This window comes from Pseudomonas sp. Irchel 3H3 (assembly GCF_900187635.1).
In the GTDB taxonomy this organism is placed as follows: domain Bacteria; phylum Pseudomonadota; class Gammaproteobacteria; order Pseudomonadales; family Pseudomonadaceae; genus Aquipseudomonas.
In genome coordinates, this window is record NZ_FYEC01000021.1 from 1 (window position 1) to 24,217 (window position 24,217).

Sequence of the window (24,217 nt, forward strand, 5' to 3'; positions counted from 1 at the left end):
CGTGAACGGCCAACCGGCCTGACGACAACCCTGGGCTCCCACACGGCTGAAAGGCCGTTTCACTAATCAGGATCGTTGGGCATCGATTCTCATCGAGGCGCGGGGTAGCAGCCCCACTCAGACGCCGGATAGATGAAAGCAAGCCAAACACGACATCAAAAACAGTATTGCAGAAAAGGGGGTAACCATAGATGTGGGAGCGGGCTTGCCCGCGATGGCGGCAACTGGGAGTGGATCAGACCCAAATCGCATCCCACAAAGGATAGTCGCCAAGACGCTTTACAAGCCCAGCGCGCAACGGGTTGGCAACAACATACCGCGCCATCTTCACCAGATCCTCATCTCGCCTCAGTGCGCGATCGTGATAGCCCTGCTGCCAGAGTGGCCCGAGCCTGGCCGTGGAAAGGTTCACCTCCCGCGTAGTCAGTGATTTGGTTTGCCGCATCAGACTACTGAGTGAGCATTTCTCCAATTCCACCAACCAGTGGAAATGGTCAGGCATGACAACCCAAGCCAATGAGTTTGCCAATCCCAGGCTTTGCGCCTTCCGAAATTGATGCACTACCAATCTGCCCAAAGCGTAATCGGCGAAAACCGGTTCTCGGCCAAGCGTATTGGTGGTCAGTAAATAGATTCGATTGGGTTCGGCATAGCGACCCGTGCGTAGACGATGTGAAGCAGGTGAATCAGGCATTCCTTTGCCACTCTCATGATGAAGTCATGAGAAGGCTAGCCCCGGAAGCGCTGGATGATCATGCGGACCTTTAGCTGGATGTGTCCCGTCGATAGCCATCGCGGGCAAGCCCGCTCCCACAGGGTCTGATGGTGTACATAAAATATGTGGGCACCTTCGATCATTGTGGGAGCGGGCTTGCCCGCGATAGCGATCGATCAGCCGCCGCAGGTCAAGCCGCTACCCCCGCATCCGCCCGCAACCCCAGCGCCTCGATCGCATTGATCGCGCACTGCTCGTCGATATCCGACAGATCCCCGCTGATGCCCACGGCTCCCAGCACATTGCCCTGCTGATCACGAATCAGCACCCCGCCCGGCGCCGGCACCACACTGCCCTGCCCCAGGCTATTAAGCGCGGCGATGAAAGCCGGGCGTTGCTGGGCGTCCAGTGCCAACAGGCGCGAGCCCTTGCCCAGCGCGATCGCGCCCCAGGCCTTGCCGATGGCGATCTGCGGGCGCAGCAGGCTGGCGCCGTCCTCACGCTGCAGGGTGATCAGATGCCCACCGGCATCCAGTACTGCGATGGTCAAGGGTGCTGCCGTAATGGCACGTCCCGCGGCAATGGCCTGACTGGCCAGGTTAACTGCGACTTTCAAGGTTAGAGCGCTCATGGTGCCGTCCTCATATTGTTTTTCACGAAGCCGTGGGACGCGGGTGGGTGCCGCAGTCCGATGCAACAAATAGAACACAATGAAGTATTTTTTTGTATACAATAATTTTCGAAAAGCGTCTCATGCGACGAAACGCCACAGTGTTTATGGGCTTTTACCGAATGAAACAAGCGCTTGAGAAAATGGATTGACCTGCGCCATCCGCCGTGAATACACTCTGCGCAAAGCCACTTGTATACAATTACAAAACGTAAAGAGGCACAAAACCATGAGCAAAATGAGAGCAATCGAAGCCGCCGTTCTGGTGATGCGCCGTGAAGGGGTTGATACCGCTTTTGGCATCCCGGGAGCCGCAATCAACCCGCTGTACTCCGCCTTGCAAAAGGTCGGCGGCATCGATCACGTCCTCGCTCGCCACGTTGAAGGCGCCTCGCACATGGCCGAGGGCTACACCCGCACCAAGGCCGGCAACATCGGCGTGTGCATCGGCACCTCCGGCCCTGCCGGTACCGACATGGTCACCGGGCTCTACAGCGCCTCGGCCGACTCGATCCCGATTCTGTGCATCACCGGGCAAGCACCCCGCGCCCGCATGCACAAGGAAGACTTCCAGGCTGTCGACATCACCACCATCGTCAAGCCGGTGACCAAATGGTCGACCACCGTCATGGAACCGGGCCAGGTGCCTTACGCGTTCCAGAAGGCCTTTTATGAAATGCGCTCCGGCCGTCCAGGCCCAGTGCTGATCGACCTGCCGTTCGACGTGCAGATGGCCGAGATCGAATTCGACATCGATGCCTACCAACCGCTGCCATTGGCCAAGCCGAGCGCGACCCGCGTGCAGGTGGAAAAAGCCCTGGCCATGCTCGATCAAGCCGAGCGTCCATTGTTGGTGGCCGGTGGTGGCATCATCAATGCCGACGCCAGCGAGCTGCTGGTAGAGTTCGCCGAACTGACCGGTATTCCAGTCATTCCGACCCTGATGGGCTGGGGCACGATCCCCGATGATCACCCGTTGATGGTCGGCATGGTTGGCCTGCAGACGTCGCACCGCTACGGCAACGCCACCCTGCTCAAGTCCGACGTGGTGCTGGGCGTCGGTAACCGTTGGGCCAACCGCCACACCGGTTCGGTCGACGTGTACACCGAAGGTCGCAAGTTCATTCACGTCGACATCGAACCGACCCAGATCGGCCGTGTGTTCACCCCGGACCTGGGCATCGTCTCCGACGCCGCCGCCGCGCTGACCGTGTTCATCGAGGTTGCTCGTGAGTGGCACGCAGCCGGCAAACTGAAAAACCGCAGCGCCTGGCTGCAGGACTGCCAGCAGCGCAAGGCCAGCCTGCACCGCAAGACTCACTTCGACAACGTGCCGGTCAAGCCACAGCGCGTCTACGAAGAGATGAACCAGGTGTTCGGCAAAGACACCTGCTACGTCAGCACCATTGGCCTGTCGCAGATTGCCGGCGCGCAGTTCCTGCACGTCTACAAGCCGCGCCACTGGATCAACTGCGGCCAGGCCGGCCCACTGGGCTGGACCATTCCGGCAGCGCTGGGGGTGGTCAAGGCTGACCCGAGCCGCAAGGTTGTGGCACTCTCGGGCGACTACGACTTCCAGTTCATGATCGAAGAACTGGCGGTGGGCGCGCAGTTCAAACTGCCGTACATCCACGTCGTGGTGAACAACTCGTACCTGGGCCTGATCCGTCAGGCGCAGCGCGGTTTCGACATGGACTACTGCGTGCAGCTGTCCTTCGATAACCTCAACGCACCGGAGCTCAACGGCTACGGCGTAGACCACGTCGCGGTTGCCGAAGGCCTGGGTTGCAAGGCCCTGCGGGTCTTCGAACCCGCCGAAATCGCCCCTGCCCTGCGCAAGGCGCAAGCGCTGATCGAGGAGTTCAAGGTGCCGGTGATCGTCGAGATTATCCTGGAACGCGTGACCAATATTTCCATGGGCACCGAGATCAACGCCGTCAACGAATTCGAAGACCTGGCGCTGGTCGGCAACGACGCGCCGACCGCGATTTCGATGCTCGATTAATTTGTAGGATCGTTCTCGCATCCTGTGGGAGCGAGCTCGCTCGCGATTGCGTACTGCCATTCAGTATCCATGTCGACTGACACACCGCTATCGCGAGCAAGCTCGCTCCCACAGGGATCCGGGAACGCTCACCAGAGATTTACAGGAGTCCACCATGCCGCGTTTTGCAGCCAACCTGTCCATGCTGTTCACTGAACAGGATTTTCTTGCCCGCTTCGAAGCGGCCGCCAAGGCCGGTTTCAGTGGCGTCGAATACCTGTTCCCGTACGACTTCAGCTCCGCCGAAATCAAGGCCCAGCTGGAGGCCCACGGCCTGACCCAAGTGCTGTTCAACCTGCCCGCCGGTGACTGGGCCAAGGGTGAACGCGGGATCGCCTGCCACCCCGATCGCGTGGAAGAGTTCCGCGCCGGTGTCGACCTGGCCATCGCCTACGCCAAAGTGCTGGGCAACACCCAGGTCAACTGCCTGGCCGGCATTCGCCCACAGGGCGTCGACGATGCCACGGTGCAAGCAACCTTCGTCGCCAACCTCAAGTTCGCCGCCGACAAGCTGCAAGCAGCCGGCCTAAAGCTGGTGATGGAAGCCATCAACACCCGTGACATCCCGGGTTTCTACCTGAACAACACCGCGCAGGCGTTGTCGATTCGCGAACAAGTGGGCAGTGCCAACCTGTTCCTGCAATACGACATCTATCACATGCAAATCATGGAGGGCGACCTGGCCCGCACCATGGCGGCGCACCTGGGCGAGATCAACCACATCCAGCTGGCCGACAACCCGGGCCGCAACGAGCCGGGCACCGGTGAGATCAACTACCGCTTCCTGCTCGAACACCTGGACCGCATCGGCTACCAGGGTTGGGTTGGCTGTGAATACAAGCCGCTGACCACCACTGAAGCAGGCCTGGGTTGGCTGAAAACCCACAACGCGATCTGACACTGAACCCTGTAGGAGTGAGCCTGCTCGCGATGAGGCCAGCACATTCGACATTGATGTTGCCTGACATACCGCTATCGCGAGCAAGCCGCAAGCGGGCACTCGCTCCTACAAAAAGTTACGCCCCATATTTGCTTGAGCAAGACAAAACAAGAGGATTTTCTCATGGCTAAAATCGGATTTATCGGCACCGGCATCATGGGCCACCCAATGGCGGCAAACCTGCAGAAAGCCGGGCACAGCCTGTTCCTTTCGCAACACCACGACGCCGCCCCTGCCGATCTGATCGCTGCTGGCGCCGTCGCCCTGGCGAACCCGAAAGAAGTCGCCCAGGAAGCTGAATTCATCATCGTCATGGTCCCCGATACCCCTCAGGTCGAGGACGTGCTGTTCCGCGCCGATGGCGTCGCAGCCGGTGTTGGCAAAGGCAAAGTAGTGATCGACATGAGCTCGATCTCGCCAAGCGCGACCAAAGCCTTCGCTGCACGGATCAATGAAAAAGGCGCGCAGTACCTCGACGCCCCGGTGTCCGGTGGTGAAGTGGGTGCCAAGGCTGCGACCCTGAGCATCATGGTCGGTGGCGATGCCGATGCCTTTGAACGCGCCCTCGCGCTGTTCCAGGCCATGGGCAAGAACATCACCCTGGTCGGCGGCAATGGCGACGGTCAAACCGCCAAGGTAGCGAACCAGATCATCGTGGCGCTGAACATCCAGGCAGTGGCCGAGGCCCTGCTGTTCGCCTCGAAGAACGGCGCCGACCCAGCCAAGGTTCGCGAAGCACTGATGGGTGGCTTTGCCTCCTCGAAGATCCTTGAGGTCCACGGCGATCGCATGATCAAGGGCACCTTCGATCCAGGCTTCCGCATCAGCCTGCACCAGAAGGACCTGAACCTGGCCCTGCAAGGCGCCAAGGAACTGAACATCAACCTGCCCAACACCGCCAATACCCAGCAAGTGTTCAGCACCTGCGCGGCCATCGGTGGCAGCAACTGGGACCACTCGGCGCTGATCAAGGGCCTAGAGCACATGGCGAATTTCTCGATTCGCGATAAATAAGCCTTTGGTGCCACCCGCTCTCCCTGTGGGAGCGGGCTTGCCCGCGATCGAATCGCCGCGGTGTACCTGATAAACCGCGTCGCCTGAATCGCAGGCAAGCCAGCTCCCACCAGGGCCCGAGTTGCCCACACATGTTCGCTCTATCCCAATAACAAGAATTCCGGGAGCCCGCCATGTCGGTCGATCCGCAACAATTCCTGCGCGACCTGTTCGCCACCGCCATCGACGCGGCCCATCCGCAACAGGTCCTCGAAGCTCATCTACCCAAAGACCGCAGCGGTCGAGTCATCGTCATCGGTGCCGGCAAAGCCGCGGCCGCCATGGCCCAGGTGGTCGAGCGCTGCTGGCAGGGTGAAGTGTCCGGGCTGGTCGTCACCCGCTACGGTCACGGCGCGCCCTGCGAAAAAATCGAAGTGGTCGAAGCCGCCCACCCGGTGCCCGATGCCGCCGGCCTGGCCGTGGCCAAGCGTGTACTCGAACTGGTCAGCAACCTGAATGAAGACGACCGGGTGATCTTCCTGCTCTCCGGCGGCGGCTCGGCATTGCTGGCATTGCCCGCAGCCGGCATCACCCTCGCCGACAAGCAGGCCATCAACAAGGCCCTGCTCAAGTGCGGCGCGACCATTGGCGAGATGAACTGCGTGCGCAAGCACCTCTCCGCCATCAAGGGTGGCCGCCTGGGCAAAGCCTGCTGGCCGGCCACGGTGTACACCTATGCCATTTCCGATGTCCCGGGCGACCTCGCCACCGTGATCGCCTCCGGCCCGACCGTGGCCGACCCGAGCACCTCCGGCCAGGCCCTGGACATTCTCAAGCGTTACGCCATCGAGGTTCCGGCTTCGGTGCGCAGCTGGTTGCAAAGCCCCGAATCGGAAACGGTAAAACCCGGTGATCCGAGCCTGGCCCGCAGCCATTTCCAACTGATCGCCCGCCCCCAGCAATCCCTTGAAGCCGCGGCAGTGAAAGCCCGCCAGGCCGGTTTCAGCCCACTGATCCTCGGAGACCTGGAAGGCGAGTCGCGCGAGGTGGCAAAGGTCCACGCCGGCATCGCCCGCCAAGTGGTGCTGCACGGCCAGCCGCTGGCCGCGCCGTGCGTGATCCTGTCCGGTGGCGAAACCACCGTGACCGTGCGCGGCAATGGCCGTGGCGGGCGCAACGCCGAATTCCTGCTGAGCCTGACCGACAGCCTCAAGGGCCTGCCAGGCGTCTACGCACTGGCCGGTGATACCGACGGCATCGACGGCTCCGAAGACAACGCCGGCGCCCTGATGACCCCGGACAGCTACGCCCGCGCCGCCGCCCTCGGCCTGAGCGCCAGCGCCGAGCTGGACAACAACAATGGCTACGGTTACTTCGCCGCGCTCGACGCCCTGATCGTCACCGAGCCGACGCGCACCAACGTCAATGACTTCCGCGCCATCCTGATCCTCGAGAACCCAAAACATGACGCCTGACAAAAAGGTCAAAATCCTCGCCACCCTGGGGCCTGCCACCGACGGCATCGAAGACATCCGCGAACTGGTACTGGCTGGGGTCAACATCTTTCGCCTGAACTTCAGCCATGGCGATCATGCCGACCACGCCCAGCGCTACCAGTGGATCCGCGAAGTCGAGCGCCAGCTCAATTACCCACTGGGGATCCTGATGGACCTGCAAGGTCCGAAACTGCGGGTCGGCAAGTTCGCCGAAGGCAAGGTGCAACTGGTGCGAGGCCAGGCCCTGCGCCTGGATCTCGATCCGACGCCGGGCGATGCACGCCGGGTCAACCTGCCCCACCCGGAAATCATCGCGGCGCTGGAGCCGGGCATGGACCTGCTGCTGGACGACGGCAAACTGCGCCTGCGGGTGGTCAGTAAATACGCCGACGCCATCGACACCACGGTGCTCAACGGCGGCGAGCTGTCGGATCGCAAAGGCGTCAACGTGCCGCAAGCGGTGCTCGACCTCAGCCCGCTGACCGCCAAGGACCGTCGTGACCTGAGCTTCGGCCTGGAACTGGGGGTGGACTGGGTGGCCCTTTCCTTTGTCCAGCGTCCCGAGGACATCCGCGAGGCCCGCGCCCTGATCGGCGACAAGGCGTTCCTGATGGCGAAAATCGAGAAGCCTTCGGCAGTCGAGCAACTGCGCGAAATCGCCGAGCTGAGTGACGCGATCATGGTCGCCCGCGGCGACCTGGGAGTGGAAGTGCCGGCCGAAAGCGTGCCGCAGATCCAGAAAGACATCATCAGCACCTGCCGCCAGTTGGGCAAGCCGGTGGTGGTGGCGACCCAGATGCTCGAGTCCATGCGCTTCTCCCCGGCACCGACCCGCGCCGAAGTCACCGATGTCGCCACCGCCGTGGCCGAAGGCACCGACGCGGTGATGCTGTCGGCGGAAACCGCCTCCGGTGAATACCCGCTCGAAGCCGTGCAGATGATGAGCAAGATCATCCGTCAGGTCGAAGCCGGCCCGGACTATCAGGCGCAACTCGACGTCAGCCGACCGAAAGCCGAAGCCACCACCTCGGACGCCATCAGCTGCGCCATCCGCCGCATCAGCAACATCCTGCCGGTGGCGGTGCTGGTGAACTACAGCGAGTCGGGCAGCTCGAGCTTGCGCGCGGCCCGGGAGCGGCCGGCGGTGCCGATCCTCAACCTGACCCCGAACCTGTCGACTGCACGGCGCCTGAGCGTGGCCTGGGGCGTGCACTCGGTGGTCAACGACCGCTTGCGCCAAGTCGACGAGGTCTGCTCCACCGCCCTGGAAATCGCCCAGGCCCAAGGCATGGCTCAGCGCGGCGACACCTTGTTGATCACCGCCGGTGTGCCTTTCGGCCAGCCGGGATCGACTAACTCGTTGCGTATCGAGACGTTGATCTAGAGCGCCCATACCGGCCCCATCGCCAGCAGGCTGGCTCCCACGATTCAGTGTGGGAGCCAGCCTGCTGGCGATCAGCCGGGGTCACGCTCGACCAATTCGCTCCCTTTGACCTTGCAGAACTGCCATGCCTGCCAACCACTTCAACAGCCACTGCCCCGACTGGGCGACTGCGCTGCTCAACGGCTTCAGCCAGATCTTCCTCCAGCGCAATCCGCTGTGCGGCCTGCTGTGCCTCTGCGCCATCCTGTTTACCGCACCGGCCTTGCTGGGCGGCGCGCTACTGGGCGGGGTCGCGGGACTGCTCACCGCGCAACGCCGCAACTATGCCAAGGCCGATCGCCAGGCCGGGCTTTTCAGCTACAACGGGGTCTTGCTCGGCTTGCTGCTGAGCCTGTACTTCCCCTGGTCGGCGCTGCTGCCCCCGCTAATCCTGGCCGCCGGCGGCCTAAGCGCAATGATCACGCAACAGTGGCTCAAACGCGTGCGGGTCAGCCAATACCTGCCGGCCTACACCACACCCTTCGTCGTGCTGAGCTGGCTGCTGCTGTGTTTCGCCACGCCCCCGACAACCGCGCACTTGATCGAAGTCAACTCGCTGAACATGCTCGCAGCCCCCTTCAAAGGAATCGGCCAGGTGATGTTCCTCGGGCATCCGCTGGCCGGTGCGCTGATTGCCGGCGGATTGCTGATCGCCGACCGCCGCGCCTTCTGCTGGGCGTTGCTGGCCTCTGTCGCGGGCATGGGCTGGAGCATGCTGCATCACGACTTTTACAGCGCATTGCTCGGCCTCGGTGGCTACAACGCCGTGCTCGCCGCCCTCGCCCTCAGCTCGCAACGCCAGCAACCGTGGCTGCCGCTGCTCGGCATAACCTTGGCCTTGTTGCTGACACCGCTGTTTGCCGCCATCGGCCTGCCCACGTTGACCGCGCCGTTCATTGTTGCCTGCTGGCTGCTGCGCAGCGCCGTGCAAATGTCCGCGAAGACCGCTGTCGCCCATACGCCTTGCACTCTGGAGGAGAATCAACCTAGGCTGCGCTGATCATCGATTCAGGCGTTTTCCATGGACAGCAGCAAAAACTGGCGCGAAGAACTTCACGTCATCGTGTTCCAGAGCGACACCCAGGCCGGAAGGCGCTTCGACGGCATCCTGCTGTTGATCATCCTCGCCAGCCTGGTGATCGTGATGCTCGACAGCATCGACAGCATCCACCGCGACTATGCCAACGTGCTGGCCTACATCGAGTGGGGCTTCACCTTGATCTTCGCCATCGAGTACGGCTTGCGCCTGTACTGCTCGCCCAAGCCGTTGCGCTATGCGTTCAGCTTCTATGGACTGGTCGACCTGCTGGCGATCGTGCCGGGGATACTCGCCCTGTACTACAGCGACGCCCAGTACCTGCTGATTATCCGCATCATCCGTATGCTGCGGATCTTCCGCGTACTCAAGCTCAGCCCCTACCTCAAGCAAGCCAACTACCTGATGGCGGCGCTGCGCGGCAGCAAGCAGAAGATCGTGGTGTTCCTGGTCAGCGTGTGCACCCTGGTGACGGTGTTCGGCACCCTCATGTACGTGATCGAAGGCCCGCAGAACGGCTTCACCAGCATCCCCAAGGGCATCTACTGGGCGATCGTCACCCTGACCACCGTGGGCTTCGGCGATATCGTGCCCAAGACACCCCTGGGCCAGGTGATCTCATCGCTGGTAATGATCACTGGTTACTCGATCATTGCCGTGCCGACGGGCATCTTTACCGCAGAACTGGCCAACGCCATGCGCGGCGAGCAACTGCAACACGACTGCCCGGTGTGCAAGAAAAACAGCCATGAGCACGGCGCAGCGTTCTGCTCACGTTGCGGTAATGCGCTATTTAAGAAAATCGAATAAGCAAAGTACTTTTTAATCTTTAAAGAGCTATAGAGCCCCGGCTATAGTCGACGGCAAAATGCCTTCACTCTCTCGAACAAAAGGAATGTGCAGTGAAAAAGATCTTTGGCGCCTCACTCCTGGCCGCAGGCCTGACCCTCGCTAGCGTGGCTCAAGCAGCACCAACCCTGCTTAACGTTTCCTACGACGTGATGCGCGATTTCTACAAGGACTACAACACTGCCTTCCAGAAACACTGGCAAGCCGAGCACAACGAAACCATCACCCTGCAGATGTCTTTCGGCGGCTCCAGCAAACAGGCACGTTCGGTGATCGACGGCCTGCCGGCTGACGTCATTACCATGAACATGGCCACCGATATCAATGCCCTGGCCGACAACGGCAAACTGGTCCCGGAAAACTGGGTTACCCGCCTGCCGAACAACAGCGCACCGTTCACCTCGGCCACCGTATTCATCGTCCGCAAGGGCAACCCCAAGGCCCTGAAAGACTGGCCCGACCTGCTCAAGGACGGCGTGCAGGTGATTGTGCCCAACCCGAAAACCTCGGGTAACGGCCGCTACACCTACCTGTCTGCCTGGGGCTACGTGCTGAAAAACGGCGGCGATGAGAACAAGGCCAAGGACTTCGTCGGCAAACTGTTCAAACAAGCCCCAGTCCTCGACACCGGCGGCCGTGCGGCCACCACCACTTTCATGACCAACCAGATCGGTGACGTGCTGGTGACCTTCGAGAACGAAGCGGAAATGATTGCCCGCGAGTTCGGTCGCGACCAGTTCGAAGTGATCTACCCAAGCGTCTCCGCCGAAGCCGAGCCACCGGTCAGCGTGGTCGACAAAGTCGTCGACAGGAAAGGCAGCCGTGCCGCTGCCGAGGAATACCTGAAGTACCTGTGGTCCCCAGAAGGTCAGGAAATTGCGGCGGCCAACTACCTGCGCCCACGTGACCCGGCGGTGCTGGCCAAGTACACCGACCGTTTCCCGAAAGTCGACTTCCTGTCGGTAGAAAAAACCTTTGGTGACTGGCGCACCGTGCAGAAGACCCACTTCAACGACGGTGGGATTTTCGACAAGATCTACAGCGGCCAATAAGCTGCACTGAAACGAAAAAAGGCGACCTGCGGGTCGCCTTCTTTTTGTCGCTGCCCGTCCTAGGGCAACATCGCTTCCACTTCCACTTCGATCAGCCACTGCGGCAACGAAAGCCCACTGACAATCACCCAGGAAGACGCTGGCGGATTGGTTGGGAAGCGCTCCAGCAACACCTGGGTGATCTGCTCTTGTTCATCGCGCGCGGTCTCGGCGATGTAAATCCGCATCACCACCACATGGGACAGGTCCCCGCCCGCCTCGCGCAATATCGCCTCGATGTTATCGAACGCCTTGTCAGTCTGCTCGCGCAAGCCAGGCGCTACCGTACGCTCATGCTCGTCGACACCGACCTGACCGGACAACAACAACCGACGTCCGCCACTGACCTCAACCGCCTGGCTGAATCCGTACTGCAGCGAGTTGAAAACACTGGAGGGATTTAACACCGACTTGTGCATGAAGACTCCTGACTCCCTGGAATGACCGGGAAATCTAAATCAACCGGCAGCAGGGTTCCAGTGACCGCAACATCCGGAAACTCACCAATCAAGCCGAAAGGGTCTTATCTACTGCCCGAACTGCCTGCCCAACCCCGAAGGCACGCCGTGGATATCGGTGTCTTCCCACGGCCCTTGGGGGCTGATGCTGCGGCTCCAGCCGTTATCCCAGCGGTAATAGGTGCGCTGGCGGTAGAAAACATTGCTCTGGTCGTCGAGGACGTAGACCCCCAGTTTCGCATCCCAATGACTGTTGCCACCTGGTGGCGGAGCGAAACTGGCGGAGGTGCGTGGCAAGGGTTTGGCCGGCTTGTTCGGCGTCACCGGCTTGCCGGGAGCCGTCGTGGGCTTGGGCTTGGTGGTCGGGCCCGACGGCGGGATCGGTGGCAACGGGCTGGTGTCTGGAGTGGGCTGCTGGACCGTACAGGCACTTAACCCTAGAACCAGGCTGAGCAGGGTAATTCGAGCGAGTACGGTCATAGCGGCATTTCCTGATTATTGGTCCGGGCTGTCGATGGTCAACGATTGCGGCGCGGTGGTGCTGCTGGCCATTGGCTGGCTGCGCCCGACCCACTCGCCGGCAGTCGGTTGGCCGGCGCGGGATACCCGTGCAACCAGTTGGACTTCAGGGAAGTTCGACAGTTTCAACTGCGGCATCATTGCATCCGCGTCGCCCAGTTCCACGGTCACCGGCAGGTCGGCAACCGTCAAGCGCTTGGCTGCCAGCGGGGCCGGCGGGCCGGAAACGGCGCGAGCGAAGATGAACACGCTGTCACCTGGCAGGACCTTGGCCTTGACCTCGGCCGACAGGTCGACCGAGACCTTGAGCAAGGCCACCGGCTTGACCGCGACGGCTGGGGCCTTGGCGACAGTCACGCCGCTTTCCTGGAGTTTTTCCGTGGCCCGCTGAATACCGCCTTGCAGCGCAGCACGGGAAGCGTCCTCGGTCGGCAGTTGGGCCAACAGGCGGTTCCAGTAGTCGATAGCGTCCTGGTAGCGCTCGCTTTCGAAGGCGGCGATACCCAGCAGGCCCAGGCTGGTGACTTCCTTTGGATCGGCCTTGAGTGCTTCGTCGGTCAGCGCCTGGACCTTGTCCGACCATTTCTTGTTGTCGGCAAAGTACTGGGCCTGGGCCCATTGACCCAGCAGCTCGGGCTGGCGACCCGCCAGGGCCACGGTGCGCTCGAAGATCTTCGCCGCGTCGGCTGGACGGTCCTGAGCCATGTAGGTACGGCCAAGGAAGTACAGGCCCTCGGCGGAATCCGGTTGTGCCGCTACGGCACGCTCCAGGCGCAAGGTCATTTCTTCCATCGACTGCGGCGCCTGGGCGAACTCGCGGGTCAGCTCAACCTTGTCGCTGGCACCAAAGTGCAGGTACAGGCCCAGGCCCAGCACCGGCACCAGGATTGCCGCCAGCAGCGGCAACGGCTTGCCCAGGCGGGATACCCGGCCGGCGTCGGCGCCTTCGGTGTCGGCCAGCAGCTCACGAGCGGCTTCGTCGCGCCCTGCGGTCATTTGTGTAGCATCGAGCACGCCTTCAGCCTGCTGCGTCTGCAACTCGGCCACGCGCTCTTGATAAAGCGCCACGTTCAGCGCGGTACGATCCTCTTCACGCTGGGCACGACGGCCACGCAGAACCGGGATCAACAGAAAACTCAGGGCAACCAGGAGCAGCAGACCTGCGGCAAGCCAGAAATCAATCATCAGTGTTTTTGTCCAGCAGTTGGTCGAGGCGCTCGCGCTCCTCGGCAGAAAGCGTGTCCTTGCCAGCCGCGCGTTCAACGCGCCGACGACGGACGATCAGGGCAATCACCACCACGCCACCCAGCAACAGCCCGGCCGGACCAAACCACAACAGGGCGGTCTTGCCGGTCAGGGCGGGCTTGTAGCGGACGAAGTCGCCATAACGGTCGACCATGAAGTCGATGATCTGCTGGTTGTCCTTGCCCTCGCCGAGCATGCGGAAAATCTCTTTGCGCAGGTCAGCGGCAATCGGTGCATTGGAATCGGCAATGTCCTGATTCTGGCACTTGGGGCAACGCAGTTCCTTGGTCAGTTCGCGAAAACGCTCGCGATCCCCGTCCTTGGCGAACTCGTAGGTGTCGATGGCGGCATGCGCCACGCCGGCCAGGCTCAAGCCCAGGACCACAGCGGCAAACCAGCGCTTCATGGTTTGGCCTCATCCACCAGCGCCTGATACTTGGCCGCCAGTTGTTCACGCCAGACCACCTCGTCGATCACCCCCACGTACTTGTCGCGGATGATCCCCTTGGCGTCGATGAAGAAGGTTTCCGGCGCCCCGTAGACGCCCAGGTTCAGGCCCAGGGAGCCCTCCTCGTCACGGATGTCCAGCAGGTACGGATTGTGGAACTCGGCCAGCCACTTCAAGGCATCGGCATTCACGTCCTTGTAGTTCACCCCGTAGATCACCACGCCCTGCTCGGCCAGCTTGTTCAACACCGGGTGCTCGACCCGGCAGGAAATGCACCAGGTGCCCCAGACGTTGACCAGCGCCGGCTTGCCCAGCAGATCAGCGCGGGTCAGGGTCTTGTCACCCTGCACGTTGACCAGACTGAACTCCGGGAACGGCTTGCCGATCATTGCCGAAGGCAACTCGGACGGATTGAGGTACAACCCGCGGTACAGAAACACCGCCACCAGCAGAAACAGCGCCAGTGGCAACACCATCAACCAACGTCTCATGCAGCCGCTCCCGACATGCCCAGCGCTTCACGCACCCGGCTTTTCACCTTGACCCGATAGCGCCGATCCATCGCTGCCAGCAACCCGCCAAAGCCGGTCAGCAGGCCGCCGAACCAGATCCAGCGTACGAACGGCTTGACGTGCACCCGCACGGCCCAGGCACCTTCGCCCAATGGCTCGCCAAGGGCGACGTAGATATCACGGGTGAAACCAGCGTCGATCCCGGCCTCGGTCATCACCGAGTTCTGCACGGTGTACAGGCGTTTTTCCGGGTGCAGCACGCTGACTTCCTTGCCGCCCTTGATCACCCGCACGGTGCCCTTGTCGGAGGTGAAGTTCGGCCCTTCGTAATGCTTGGCCCCCTCGAACACAAAGTGATAGCCGGCCAGTTCCATCGACTCGCCCGGCTCCAGACGCAGGTCGCGCTCAGCGCTGTTCTGGCTGGAAAGGACCACGCCCAGGGCGCACACGGCAATCCCCAGGTGCGCGACCTGCATGCCCCAGTAACTGCGGGTCAGAGTCGGCAGGCCCTTGATCAGGCCTTTGTGGCGGGTCTTGTCGAGGATGTCGCGGACCCCGGCCAACAGCACCCAGGCGGCGAGCATGAAGGTCGCCAGCACGGCCCAGTTGAAGTCGCCATAGGCGATCCCGGCCACCACTGCCAGCGCAGCACTGCCCAGCAAGACCGGCGTGAGCATGCCCACCAGCCACTTCACCGGGGTGTCCTTCCAGCGCACCAGCACGCCGACGGCCATCACCACCATCAACAACGCCATCAACGGAATGAACAGGGCGTTGAAGTACGGCGGGCCGACCGACAGCTTGGCCCCGGTCATGGCGTCGAGGATCAGCGGGTACAGGGTACCGAGCAGGATCATCGAGGCCGCCACCACCAGCACCAGGTTGTTGCCCAGCAGCAGGGTTTCCCGCGACCACAGGTTGAAGCCCACATGGCTCTTGACCACCGGCGCGCGCAGGGCGAACAGGGTCAGCGAGCCACCCACCACAAACAGCAGGAAGATCAGGATGAACACGCCACGCTCAGGGTCCGAGGCAAAGGCGTGGACCGAAGTCAGGACCCCGGAACGCACGAGGAAGGTCCCCAGCAGGCTCAGCGAGAAGGCAGCGATCGCCAGCAGTACGGTCCAGCTTTTGAACACGCCACGTTTTTCGGTGACTGCCAGCGAGTGAATCAGCGCCGTGCCGACCAGCCAAGGCATGAACGAGGCATTTTCTACCGGGTCCCAGAACCACCAGCCGCCCCAGCCGAGTTCGTAGTAGGCCCACCACGAACCGAGGGTGATGCCGATGCCCAGGAACGCCCAGGCGACGATGGTCCACGGACGTGACCAACGGGCCCATGCGGCATCCAGGCGACCGCCCATCAAGGCGGCGATGGCGAAGGCGAAGGCCACCGAGAAGCCGACGTAGCCCATGTACAGCATCGGCGGGTGAACGATCAGGCCGATGTCCTGCAGCAACGGGTTGAGGTCGGCGCCATCGGTAGGCATCTGCGGCAGGATGCGCTCGAACGGGTTCGAGGTGAGGATCAGGAACAGCAGGAAGCCGATGCTGATCATCCCCATCACCGACAGCACCCGCGCCAGCATGACCTGCGGCAATTGCCGCGAGAACACCGACACGGCGAAGGTCCAGCCACCCAGAATCATCGCCCACAACAGCAGCGAACCTTCGTGGGCGCCCCACACGGCGCTGAACTTGTAGTACCACGGCAAGGCGCTGTTGGAGTTGTTGGCCACATAGGCGACGGAGAAGTCGTCGACCATGAAGGCGTAGGTCAGGCAGCCGAAGGAGAATGCCAGGAAGGCGAACTGCCCCCAGGCGGCAGGCTGGGCCAAGCTCATCCACATGCGGTCACCGCGCCAGGCACCGAACAACGGCACGATCGCCTGGACGATGGCAAAACACAGGGCGAGGATCATCGCCAGGTGGCCCAACTCGGGAATAAAGATGCCGGACGTCATGGATCAACCCTCCTTCACGGGTGTCGGGGCGGATTGACCACTGTCTTTGAGCGCCTTGGTCACTTCCGGCGGCATGTACTTCTCGTCGTGCTTGGCCAGCACTTCGTCAGCCACCACCACGCCCTCGGCATTCAACTTGCCCAGGGCGACGATGCCCTGCCCTTCGCGGAACAGGTCCGGAAGGATGCCACGGTAGGTGATGGTCACGGATTTGTTGAAGTCGGTGACGACGAATTTCACGTCCAGCGAATCGCCGGAACGTTTCAGGGAACCGGCCTCGACCATGCCACCGGCGCGGATGCGCGTATCTTGCGGGGCTTCGCCATTGGCGATCTGGGTCGGGGTGTAGAACAGGTTGATGTTTTGCTGCAAGGCACTCAAGGCCAGGCCGACAGCAGCGCCAACCCCCACCAGGATCGCGAGAATGATGAGCAGACGTTTTTTACGCAGCGGATTCACTTGCTGTTCTCCCGGCGCAGACGACGCGCCTCTTGTTGCAGATAACGCTTGCGGGCCAGGATCGGCGCGACCACGTTGAGGGCCAGTACCGCCAGGCAGATGCCATAGGCCGACCAGACATATAGACCGTGATGGCCCATGGCGAGGAAGTCGCCCAATGAAGCAAAACTCATGAGGCGGCCTCCAGGCTGTTTTGCACTTCGGCTTTGACCCAACTGGCCCGGGCTTCGCGCTTGAGCACTTCAAGGCGCATGCGCAGCAACAGCACCGCGCCGAAGAAACAGTAGAAACCCAACACCGTCAGCAGCAATGGCAGCCACATCTCCACCGGCATCGCCGGTTTTTCGGTGAGGGTGAAGGTCGCGCCCTGGTGCAGGGTGTTCCACCACTCCACCGAATACTTGATGATCGGGATGTTGATCACCCCGACAATCGCCAGCACCGCGCACGCCTTGGCGGCGCTGTCACGATTGCTGATGGCGTTGCCCAGCGCAATGAGACCGAAGTACAGGAACAGCAGGATCAGCATCGACGTTAGTCGCGCATCCCAGACCCACCACGAACCCCAGGTCGGCTTGCCCCAGATCGCCCCGGTGACCAGCGCCACGGCGGTCATCCAGGCACCAATTGGAGCCGCGCATTGCAGGGCGACGTCGGCCAGCTTCATCTTCCACACCAGCCCGACGATGCCGCAGACCGCCAGCATCACATACACCGACTGCGCCAGCATGGCCGCCGGCACGTGGATGTAGATGATCCTGAAGCTGTTGCCTTGCTGGTAGTCCGGCGGTGCGAACGCCAGGCCCCAGACCACTCCAATGCCGATCAGCAACACGGCGGCGATACTCAGCCAGGGCAACATTTTGCCGCTGATGCCGTAAAACCACTTGGGCGAGCCGAGCTTGTGAAACCAGGTCCAGTTCATTGCTGTTTCCATCACGGTTGCTTTTCGTCAACACGAAAAGCCAGGGTCTTTACTGGTCGTTTTTTGACCAGACCTCATTATTCGCCGACGCTGATCTTCAGGCCAGCAGCTATTGCAAAGGGTGTCAGGGTAACTGCCAGGGCGGTCAGGCTCCCAAGCCACAGCAGATACCCGGTCGCCGGCATGCCCTGAAGTGCCGCCTGCAAGGCGCCACTGCCCAGGATCAACACCGGGATATACAACGGCAGAATCAACAGCGCCAGCAGCAAGCCGCCACGCTTCAAACCCACCGTCAGCGCCGCGCCGACCGCACCGAGCAGGCTCAGCACCGGTGTACCCAGCAACAGCGACAAGAGCAAAACCGGCAGACAGGCGGCAGGCAAACCGAGCATCAAGGCCAGCAACGGCGCAAGCAATACCAATGCCAGGCCGGAAAACGCCCAGTGTGCCAGTACCTTGGCCAAAACCAGAAGAGCCAGGGGGTGCGACGAAAGGACCCACTGCTCAAGGGATCCGTCCTCGAAATCACTGCGGAAAAGCCCGTCCAGCGAGAGCAAAACCGATAAAAGGGCAGCTACCCAGACCAGGCCCGGAGACAAGGTTTGCAACAATTGAGTCTCAGGTCCCACTGCCAATGGAAACAATGCGACAACAATTGCGAAAAATACCAAGGGGTTGGCCAGCTCCGCCGGACGGCGACACAACAACCGGGCCTCGCGGGCCACCAACAGCGCAAAAACACTCATACGGCCCACTGCCCCAGGTCGATATCACGGTAACCGGCCGGCATCCGGGTCATGGTGTGGTGGGTGGTCAGGATCACCATGCCGCCCTGTTCACAATGGGCGGCCAGGTGCTCTTCCAACTGGGCGACACCTTGCTTGTCCAGGGCGGTGAACGGCTCGTCGAGGATCCACAGCGCTGGACTCTCGAGGTACAACCGCGCCAGAGCGACCCGGCGTTGCTGGCCGGCGGACAGGGTATGGCACGGCACATCTTCAAAACCGCGCAACCCGACGGCCGCCAGCGCCTGCCAGATAGCCTCGCGGTTGGCCGGCTGGTGCAGGGCGCAGAGCCAACTGAGGTTCTCTTCGGCGCTCAGCAGGTCCTTGATGCCGGCGGCATGGCCGATCCACAACAAGTTATGGGCCAACTCTATCCGCTGGCTGTGCAGCGGCTCGCCATTGAGCAACACCTGGCCGCTGGTCGGCTGCATCAGGCCGGCCAGCAGGCGCAGCAGGCTGGTCTTGCCGCTGCCGTTGGGGCCGCTGATCTGCAGCATGTCGCCGCGATCCAGACGCAATGCGAGGTTTTCGAAGAGCATCCGCCAGTCTCGCTCACAGGCGAGCGCTACGGCTTCTAGTAGAGGGATGGTCAAGAGATCGCGGGCCTTTACGGTTCAAGTCGGCAGTGGATCGGCCGTTAAAGTGGTGCAGCATAGATGCATTGACGGCCTGTTCCAGAGAGCTGGGTCAATATTTATGCTGGTTTTGCTGCGCGATGGCGCCGCGCGTCCTTGGAGACGGGCGGCATTATACATGTCATGTCCTACTCTCAAGAGGGCAATTTCGACAGGGTGTGACCGATGACCGCTGAGATCAACCTTCCTCCCCTGCCCCCCGCGGCACCTGCCACGCCGCGCGTGCAGGCCAGTGGCGAGTTGCTCAAGCTGCTGACCCCGGTGGACGGCCTGATCGGTGCCGGGCAGAGCGCCAAGGCCGAAGTCCTGTCACTCAAGCAGGACCAGCAGATGTTCCAGCTGCTGCTCAAGATCACCCTGGCGGGTGGGCGCCAGACCACCGTATCGGCCACCAGCAGCCTGCCATTGGCCCTGGGTGCCAGCCTGGCCATTACCCAGCCCTCGGCCGGCAGCCTGGCGATCAGTCCGCAATCCAGCCTGGCTGGCAACGCCGCAGCCCTGTCGCGCATTGACACCACACAACTGCCGGTCGGCACGCTGTTGCAGGGCAAGGTGCTGACCACCCAGTTACAGCCGCAGGCACCGGGGCAACCGGCGGTGTACCGCTCGATGGTCAGCCTGCTCAACAGCGCGCTCAGCGGCACCGCTCTGAACATCGACAGCCCGCGGCCACTGCGCATCGGCACCCTGCTCAGTGCCCAGGTCCAGGATGCACACACCCTCAGCTTCGTGCCCCTGAGCACTCGCCAGGAACAATTGGCGATCAGCCAACAATTGCACACCCAGCAGAGTCGCCAGGGTTCCCTGGACGCGGTGTTCAAGGCCTTGCAGAACCTGCCGGCCGATGGGCAATCCCCTGAGGTTCGCGCCAGCGTCGACAAACTGCTTGCCAGCCTGCCCGAGGTCCAGCACCTGAGCAGCGCCAAGGGGCTGGCGCAAGCGCTGGCCAACAGCGGGCTGTTTCTCGAAAGCCGATTGCTCGCCGGACAGAATCCGGCGCCGGCAGACGACCTCAAGGGCAACCTGTTGCGTCTGATCGCCCAACTGGCCCCCGGCCTGCCGGCCAATCCCAGCTTCAATGCCGCGTTGGCCGCCAACACCCTGGCCCAGGCCCTGCCGAGCTTTGTGCGCAATGCCCTCGGCACCCTTGGCCAGGTCAGCGCCAAACCGGCCCCGGGTGGCTTTCCCCTGCCCTCGCGGCTGCTGCAGAAGCTGACCGAGGAAGGCGACCTGGAACACCTGCTGCGCCTGGCCGCCGCCGCGATCTCGCGCCTGCAAAGCCACCAATTGTCGAGCCTGGAACAGACCGGCATGACCGAGGACGGCCGCCTGCAAACCACCTGGCAGCTGGAAATCCCCATGCGCAACCTGCAAGACATCGTGCCACTGCAGGTCAAGGTGCAGCGCGAAGACCCTCCGCCCAGGGATCCCAAGGAAAAACCCACCGAACGCGAAGCCCGCCAACACTTGTGGCGGGTCGACCTGGCATTCGACCTTGAGCCCCTGGGGCCACTGCAGGTACAGGCACAACTGGTACGCGGCAGCCTGTCCAGCCAGCTTTGGGCCGAACGCCCCTACACCGCCAGCCTGATTGAACAGCACCTGGACCATTTGCGCGCGCAACTGCATGCCTGCGGCCTGAACGTCGGCGACCTCGACTGTCACCTCGGCATTCCCCCCCAAGGCCCACAAACCCGTCTCGAACAACGCTGGGTGGACGACACCGCATGAACCACCACAACCTGCCCCGCCAGGCCATCGCCCTCAAATACGACGGCCAGCACGCCCCCACGCTCACCGGCAAAGGCGACGATGCCCTGGCCGAAGCCATCCTGAAAATCGCCCGTGAGCATGAGGTACCGATCTACGAAAACGCCGAGCTGGTGCGGCTGCTGGCGCGGATGGAATTGGGCGATAGCATCCCCGAAGAGCTGTATCGGACCATTGCCGAGATCATTGCGTTTGCCTGGAACCTGAAGGGCAAGTTTGCCCAGACACAGGACCTGGACACGACGCAGCTGGAGAAAGACATCACCCATCGCGGGGATGATTATTGAAGTGTCAGCGCCCACAGATTGGATGGGGGCTGGCAAAGCCGACAATGGTGGCGCCTGGCATGCCGCTATCGCGGGCAAGCCCGCTCCCACAGGTTCAGTTGGTGTATGCGAGATCTGCACGCACCGCAAATTACTGTGGGAGCGGGCTTGCCCGCGATGGTCGTCAACGATGACGCATACAGCCTGACACCCAGCAGCGCCCTCAGGCCTTTCGCGGGCAAGCCCGCTCCCACAGGTTCAGTCGGTGTATGCGAGATCTGCACGCACCGGAAATTACTGTGGGAGCGGGCTTGCCCGCGATGGGGCCGGGGCCGGCAACATGCATAGCGCCTGGCAATCAGCCCTTGTGCATCTTGCTCATCAACTCCGCCTCGGCCTGGGTCAAGCCGCAGGAGTGGGTCAGTTCGTCGACGCTGGCGCCCATGCCCACCAGGCGCGCGGCCTGGGCGAATGACAGGCTGGTCGGGTCGCGCTGTTCGATCCGGGTCAGTTTGTCCGGCAACGGCTCGACCAGCACGCGCAACTCTTGCAGTTCTTCACCCATGCGCACCGTACCGTCCTGGTAATGATCGACGCGCCGGGCCAGTTCCTTGATCCGTTGGTCACGCTGCGCATCGGCTTGTGCCGCGACCACGGCCAGTGCTCGCTGCTTGCGGGTATAGGCGAGAAAAATCGCCAGGCTGCCGATCCACAGCAGCCCCAGGACAGTAACAGCCGCTTCGAGAATCAATCAGATACTCTCCAGGTCCGACCACTCTTCCTCGCTCATCATCTTGTCCAGCTCGACCAGGATCAGCAGTTCGTTGTTCTTGTTGCACACGCCCTGGATGAACTTGGCCGACTCGTCGTTGCCGACGTTGGGCGCGGTCTCGATTTCCGACTGACGCAGGTAAACCACTTCCGCCACGCTGTCGACCATGATCCCGACCACTTGCTTGTCGGCCTCGATGATCACGATCCGGGTGTTGTCGCTGATCTCGGCATTCATCAGGCCGAAGCGCTGGCGGGTGTCGATCACGGTGACTACGTTGCCGCGCAGGTTGATGATGCCCAGCACGTAGCTGGGTGCACCCGGCACCGGCGCGATCTCGGTGTAGCGCAGGACTTCCTGGACGCGCATCACGTTGATCCCGTAGGTTTCATTGTCCAGCTTGAAGGTTACCCATTGCAGGATCGGATCTTCGGAACCCTTTGCTGACGACGCCTTATCATTCATACCCTGACCCCTTAAAAAAACCGCCGATGGCGGTGTGTGTTCTGCCTGGCCGCCACGACGGGCGGCCAGTGGCTTGTTATGTCAGTGAGTGCAGCGGCTTGCGCGTGCCCATGTGTTTGGCCCCGCCGCTGGCGATCAACTCGGCCAGTTGCGCGACATCGAGCAAGGCGCACATGTGTTCGATCACGGTGCCGGCCAACCATGGCCGTTGCCCGCGATGACTGCGCCATTTGATTTCGTTGGGGTTCAGGCGCAACGAGCGGCTGACCTGATGCACCGCCAGCCCCCACTCGTAGCCCTGCACCGAGATCACGTATTGCAGGCCCTGGCGAAAGTCGTCGCGGTAGCGATCGGGCATCACCCAGCGTGCGGTATCCAGCACCTTGAGGTTGCCGGCCTGGCTCGGCAGGATCCCCAGGAACCACTCCGGCTGGCCGAACAAAGGCGTCAGCTCATGCCCGGCCAGGGGATAGATCGAACCCAGGCACACCAGCGGCACCGCCAGGGTCAAACCTGCGACATCGAACAACAGGCATTCGAACGGCTCGGCGGCCCAGCTCGGCCGACCATCGCTGTCCACGGGCGGTGGTGTGGCGCTCGGCGGCAGGTGCACGTCGGCCACCGGCTCGACCAGCGTGTGCAGCAACGGCAACACCGGGGCAGCCGGTGCCGGGACCACCGCCTCGACCAAGCTCACTTGCGGCAACTCGACCACAGGAGGCTGGGCATCGCGCGCCTGCTCTTGCAGCACCGCCGCCTGGAACTCGTCCAGCGCCCCTTGGGTTTCGATCACCTCGAGCACTTCGATGACCTCGCTCACCTCCACCGGCTGCTCTTCGGTGGCGTCCTGCAGCAAGGCGTCGAGGTAGGATTGCAGCGCCAGTTGCGGGCGTGAGGTGGTTTTCAGCGGCCGGTTCATCTCAAGCCACCTGCGCGACAAGTTGTTGCGCCAGCAGGTGCTTGAGCAACGAACGATAGGCCAGCACGCCACGGCTCTTGCCGTCGAACTGCGAAGGCGTGAGGCCGGCGCGGCTGGCATCGCGCAGCCTTGTGTCGACCGGGATATAGCCCTGCCAGATGTCATCCGGGTACATATCGCGCAGCACCCGTAAGGTGCTCAGGGAGGCCTGGGTGCGACGGTCGAACAGGGTCGGCACGATGCTGAACGGCAACGCCTGCTTGCGCGAGCGATTGATCATCGCCAGGGTGTTGACCATGCGCTCCAGGCCTTTGACCGCCAGGTGCTCGGTCTGCACCGGGATCACCAGTTGCTGGCTTGCCGCCAAGGCATTGACCATCAGCACGCCGAGCAACGGCGGGCTGTCGATCAGGGCGTAATCGAAATCCTGCCACAACTGCGCCAGGCTCTTGGCAATCACCAGGCCCAGGCCGCTCTTGCCCGGCGACTGGCGCTCCAGGGTGGCCAGCGCGGTGCTCGACGGCAACAGGGAAATACGTTCGTCGCTGGTGGGCAATAACAACTGCCCGGGCAGGCCTTGCGGCACGCTGCCGCCATGCAAAAACAGGTCGTAACAGCTGTGTTCCAGGCTGTCCGGGTCGTAACCGAAGTAACTGGTCATGGAGCCGTGGGGGTCGAGATCGACCACGACCACGCGCTTGCCCGCCTCAGCCAGCAATCCGGCTAAAGCGATGGAGGAAGTGGTTTTACCAACACCACCCTTTTGATTGGCAACTGCCCAGACTCTCATTCAGTTCGTTCCTCCCGGTCGTATGGGG

27 protein-coding genes are annotated in these 24,217 nt (G+C 62.3%); 10 read left to right on the forward strand and 17 right to left on the reverse strand.

What is annotated here, in order from left to right; translation table 11 throughout:
• Positions 1–235 precede the first annotated feature (235 nt).
• Positions 236–694: a transposase gene (locus CKW24_RS20220; protein ID WP_095169936.1), complete on the reverse strand. Its 459-nt coding sequence runs from the start codon at positions 692–694 to the stop codon at positions 236–238.
• A 211-nt stretch (positions 695–905) separates the two neighbouring features.
• Entirely contained in the window at positions 906–1,346 is a 441-nt protein-coding gene (locus CKW24_RS20225; protein ID WP_095169937.1) for a heme-binding protein, read from the reverse strand.
• 268 nt (positions 1,347–1,614) lie between these two features.
• Here CKW24_RS20225 and gcl point away from each other — a divergent pair, with 268 nt between their 5' ends.
• From gcl to CKW24_RS20265, 8 genes are all read left to right on the forward strand, one after another.
• On the forward strand, positions 1,615–3,390 hold the full coding sequence (gene gcl / locus CKW24_RS20230; protein WP_095169938.1) for a glyoxylate carboligase: 1,776 nt from the start codon (positions 1,615–1,617) through the stop codon (positions 3,388–3,390).
• Positions 3,391–3,544: 154 nt separating this feature from the next.
• Entirely contained in the window at positions 3,545–4,327 is a 783-nt protein-coding gene (hyi, locus tag CKW24_RS20235) for a hydroxypyruvate isomerase (protein WP_095169939.1), read from the forward strand.
• Between the two features lie 165 nt (positions 4,328–4,492).
• Positions 4,493–5,383, forward strand: a complete 891-nt coding sequence (locus CKW24_RS20240; protein ID WP_095169940.1) for a 2-hydroxy-3-oxopropionate reductase — start codon at positions 4,493–4,495, stop codon at positions 5,381–5,383.
• 173 nt (positions 5,384–5,556) lie between these two features.
• Entirely contained in the window at positions 5,557–6,837 is a 1,281-nt protein-coding gene (locus tag CKW24_RS20245) for a glycerate kinase (RefSeq protein ID WP_095169941.1), read from the forward strand.
• Positions 6,827–8,242 carry a pyruvate kinase gene (pyk, locus tag CKW24_RS20250; protein ID WP_095169942.1) on the forward strand — a complete coding sequence of 472 codons (1,416 nt, stop codon included), beginning with the start codon at positions 6,827–6,829 and terminating at the stop codon, positions 8,240–8,242. The genes CKW24_RS20245 and pyk overlap by 11 nt, the downstream gene beginning before the upstream one ends.
• 124 nt (positions 8,243–8,366) lie before the next feature.
• Positions 8,367–9,281 (forward strand): urea transporter, encoded by a 915-nt coding sequence (locus CKW24_RS20255; protein WP_095169943.1) that lies wholly within the window; start codon positions 8,367–8,369, stop codon positions 9,279–9,281.
• 21 nt (positions 9,282–9,302) lie between these two features.
• Entirely contained in the window at positions 9,303–10,127 is an 825-nt protein-coding gene (locus CKW24_RS20260; protein WP_095169944.1) for an ion transporter, read from the forward strand.
• Between the two features lie 92 nt (positions 10,128–10,219).
• Entirely contained in the window at positions 10,220–11,218 is a 999-nt protein-coding gene (locus CKW24_RS20265; RefSeq protein ID WP_095169945.1) for a sulfate ABC transporter substrate-binding protein, read from the forward strand.
• Positions 11,219–11,277: 59 nt separating this feature from the next.
• On the opposite strand, the gene CKW24_RS20270 is transcribed toward CKW24_RS20265, so the two are convergent.
• The 11 genes from CKW24_RS20270 to ccmA all read right to left on the reverse strand — a co-directional run bounded on the left by CKW24_RS20270 (position 11,278) and on the right by ccmA (position 19,111).
• Positions 11,278–11,676 carry a RidA family protein gene (locus tag CKW24_RS20270; RefSeq protein WP_095169946.1) on the reverse strand — a complete coding sequence of 133 codons (399 nt, stop codon included), beginning with the start codon at positions 11,674–11,676 and terminating at the stop codon, positions 11,278–11,280.
• Positions 11,677–11,784: 108 nt separating this feature from the next.
• Entirely contained in the window at positions 11,785–12,195 is a 411-nt protein-coding gene (locus CKW24_RS20275; protein WP_095169947.1) for a hypothetical protein, read from the reverse strand.
• A 15-nt stretch (positions 12,196–12,210) separates the two neighbouring features.
• Entirely contained in the window at positions 12,211–13,419 is a 1,209-nt protein-coding gene (ccmI, locus tag CKW24_RS20280; RefSeq protein ID WP_095169948.1) for a c-type cytochrome biogenesis protein CcmI, read from the reverse strand.
• On the reverse strand, positions 13,412–13,885 hold the full coding sequence (locus tag CKW24_RS20285) for a cytochrome c-type biogenesis protein (RefSeq protein ID WP_095169949.1): 474 nt from the start codon (positions 13,883–13,885) through the stop codon (positions 13,412–13,414). Before CKW24_RS20285 ends, ccmI begins: the two co-directional genes overlap by 8 nt.
• On the reverse strand, positions 13,882–14,418 hold the full coding sequence (locus tag CKW24_RS20290) for a DsbE family thiol:disulfide interchange protein (protein ID WP_095169950.1): 537 nt from the start codon (positions 14,416–14,418) through the stop codon (positions 13,882–13,884). Before CKW24_RS20290 ends, CKW24_RS20285 begins: the two co-directional genes overlap by 4 nt.
• On the reverse strand, positions 14,415–16,403 hold the full coding sequence (locus tag CKW24_RS20295) for a heme lyase CcmF/NrfE family subunit (RefSeq protein ID WP_095169951.1): 1,989 nt from the start codon (positions 16,401–16,403) through the stop codon (positions 14,415–14,417). The genes CKW24_RS20290 and CKW24_RS20295 overlap by 4 nt, the downstream gene beginning before the upstream one ends.
• A gap of 3 nt (positions 16,404–16,406) precedes the next feature.
• Positions 16,407–16,862, reverse strand: coding sequence for a cytochrome c maturation protein CcmE (gene ccmE / locus CKW24_RS20300; protein WP_095169952.1), 456 nt, complete (start codon positions 16,860–16,862; stop codon positions 16,407–16,409).
• Positions 16,859–17,035, reverse strand: coding sequence for a heme exporter protein CcmD (gene ccmD, locus CKW24_RS20305; RefSeq protein WP_095169953.1), 177 nt, complete (start codon positions 17,033–17,035; stop codon positions 16,859–16,861). Before ccmD ends, ccmE begins: the two co-directional genes overlap by 4 nt.
• Entirely contained in the window at positions 17,032–17,787 is a 756-nt protein-coding gene (locus CKW24_RS20310; RefSeq protein WP_095169954.1) for a heme ABC transporter permease, read from the reverse strand. The genes ccmD and CKW24_RS20310 overlap by 4 nt, the downstream gene beginning before the upstream one ends.
• Before the next feature lie 77 nt (positions 17,788–17,864).
• Positions 17,865–18,533 carry a heme exporter protein CcmB gene (gene ccmB, locus CKW24_RS20315; RefSeq protein WP_095169955.1) on the reverse strand — a complete coding sequence of 223 codons (669 nt, stop codon included), beginning with the start codon at positions 18,531–18,533 and terminating at the stop codon, positions 17,865–17,867.
• On the reverse strand, positions 18,530–19,111 hold the full coding sequence (gene ccmA / locus CKW24_RS20320) for a cytochrome c biogenesis heme-transporting ATPase CcmA (RefSeq protein WP_237234965.1): 582 nt from the start codon (positions 19,109–19,111) through the stop codon (positions 18,530–18,532). Before ccmA ends, ccmB begins: the two co-directional genes overlap by 4 nt.
• Positions 19,112–19,372: 261 nt before the next feature.
• Here ccmA and CKW24_RS20325 point away from each other — a divergent pair, with 261 nt between their 5' ends.
• Positions 19,373–20,938: a flagellar hook-length control protein FliK gene (locus CKW24_RS20325; RefSeq protein ID WP_095169957.1), complete on the forward strand. Its 1,566-nt coding sequence runs from the start codon at positions 19,373–19,375 to the stop codon at positions 20,936–20,938.
• Positions 20,935–21,264: an EscU/YscU/HrcU family type III secretion system export apparatus switch protein gene (locus CKW24_RS20330; RefSeq protein ID WP_095169958.1), complete on the forward strand. Its 330-nt coding sequence runs from the start codon at positions 20,935–20,937 to the stop codon at positions 21,262–21,264. Before CKW24_RS20325 ends, CKW24_RS20330 begins: the two co-directional genes overlap by 4 nt.
• Before the next feature lie 337 nt (positions 21,265–21,601).
• Here CKW24_RS20330 and CKW24_RS20340 read toward each other — a convergent pair whose 3' ends face one another.
• The 4 genes from CKW24_RS20340 to CKW24_RS20355 all read right to left on the reverse strand — a co-directional run bounded on the left by CKW24_RS20340 (position 21,602) and on the right by CKW24_RS20355 (position 24,189).
• On the reverse strand, positions 21,602–21,994 hold the full coding sequence (locus tag CKW24_RS20340) for a DUF2802 domain-containing protein (RefSeq protein WP_095169960.1): 393 nt from the start codon (positions 21,992–21,994) through the stop codon (positions 21,602–21,604).
• Positions 21,995–22,480 (reverse strand): chemotaxis protein CheW, encoded by a 486-nt coding sequence (locus tag CKW24_RS20345; RefSeq protein WP_095169961.1) that lies wholly within the window; start codon positions 22,478–22,480, stop codon positions 21,995–21,997.
• A gap of 76 nt (positions 22,481–22,556) precedes the next feature.
• Entirely contained in the window at positions 22,557–23,399 is an 843-nt protein-coding gene (locus CKW24_RS20350) for a CheW domain-containing protein (protein ID WP_095169962.1), read from the reverse strand.
• 1 nt (position 23,400) lies between these two features.
• Complete coding sequence (locus CKW24_RS20355; protein WP_095169963.1) at positions 23,401–24,189, reverse strand: ParA family protein; 789 nt, start codon at positions 24,187–24,189, stop codon at positions 23,401–23,403.
• Positions 24,190–24,217: the final 28 nt, after the last annotated feature.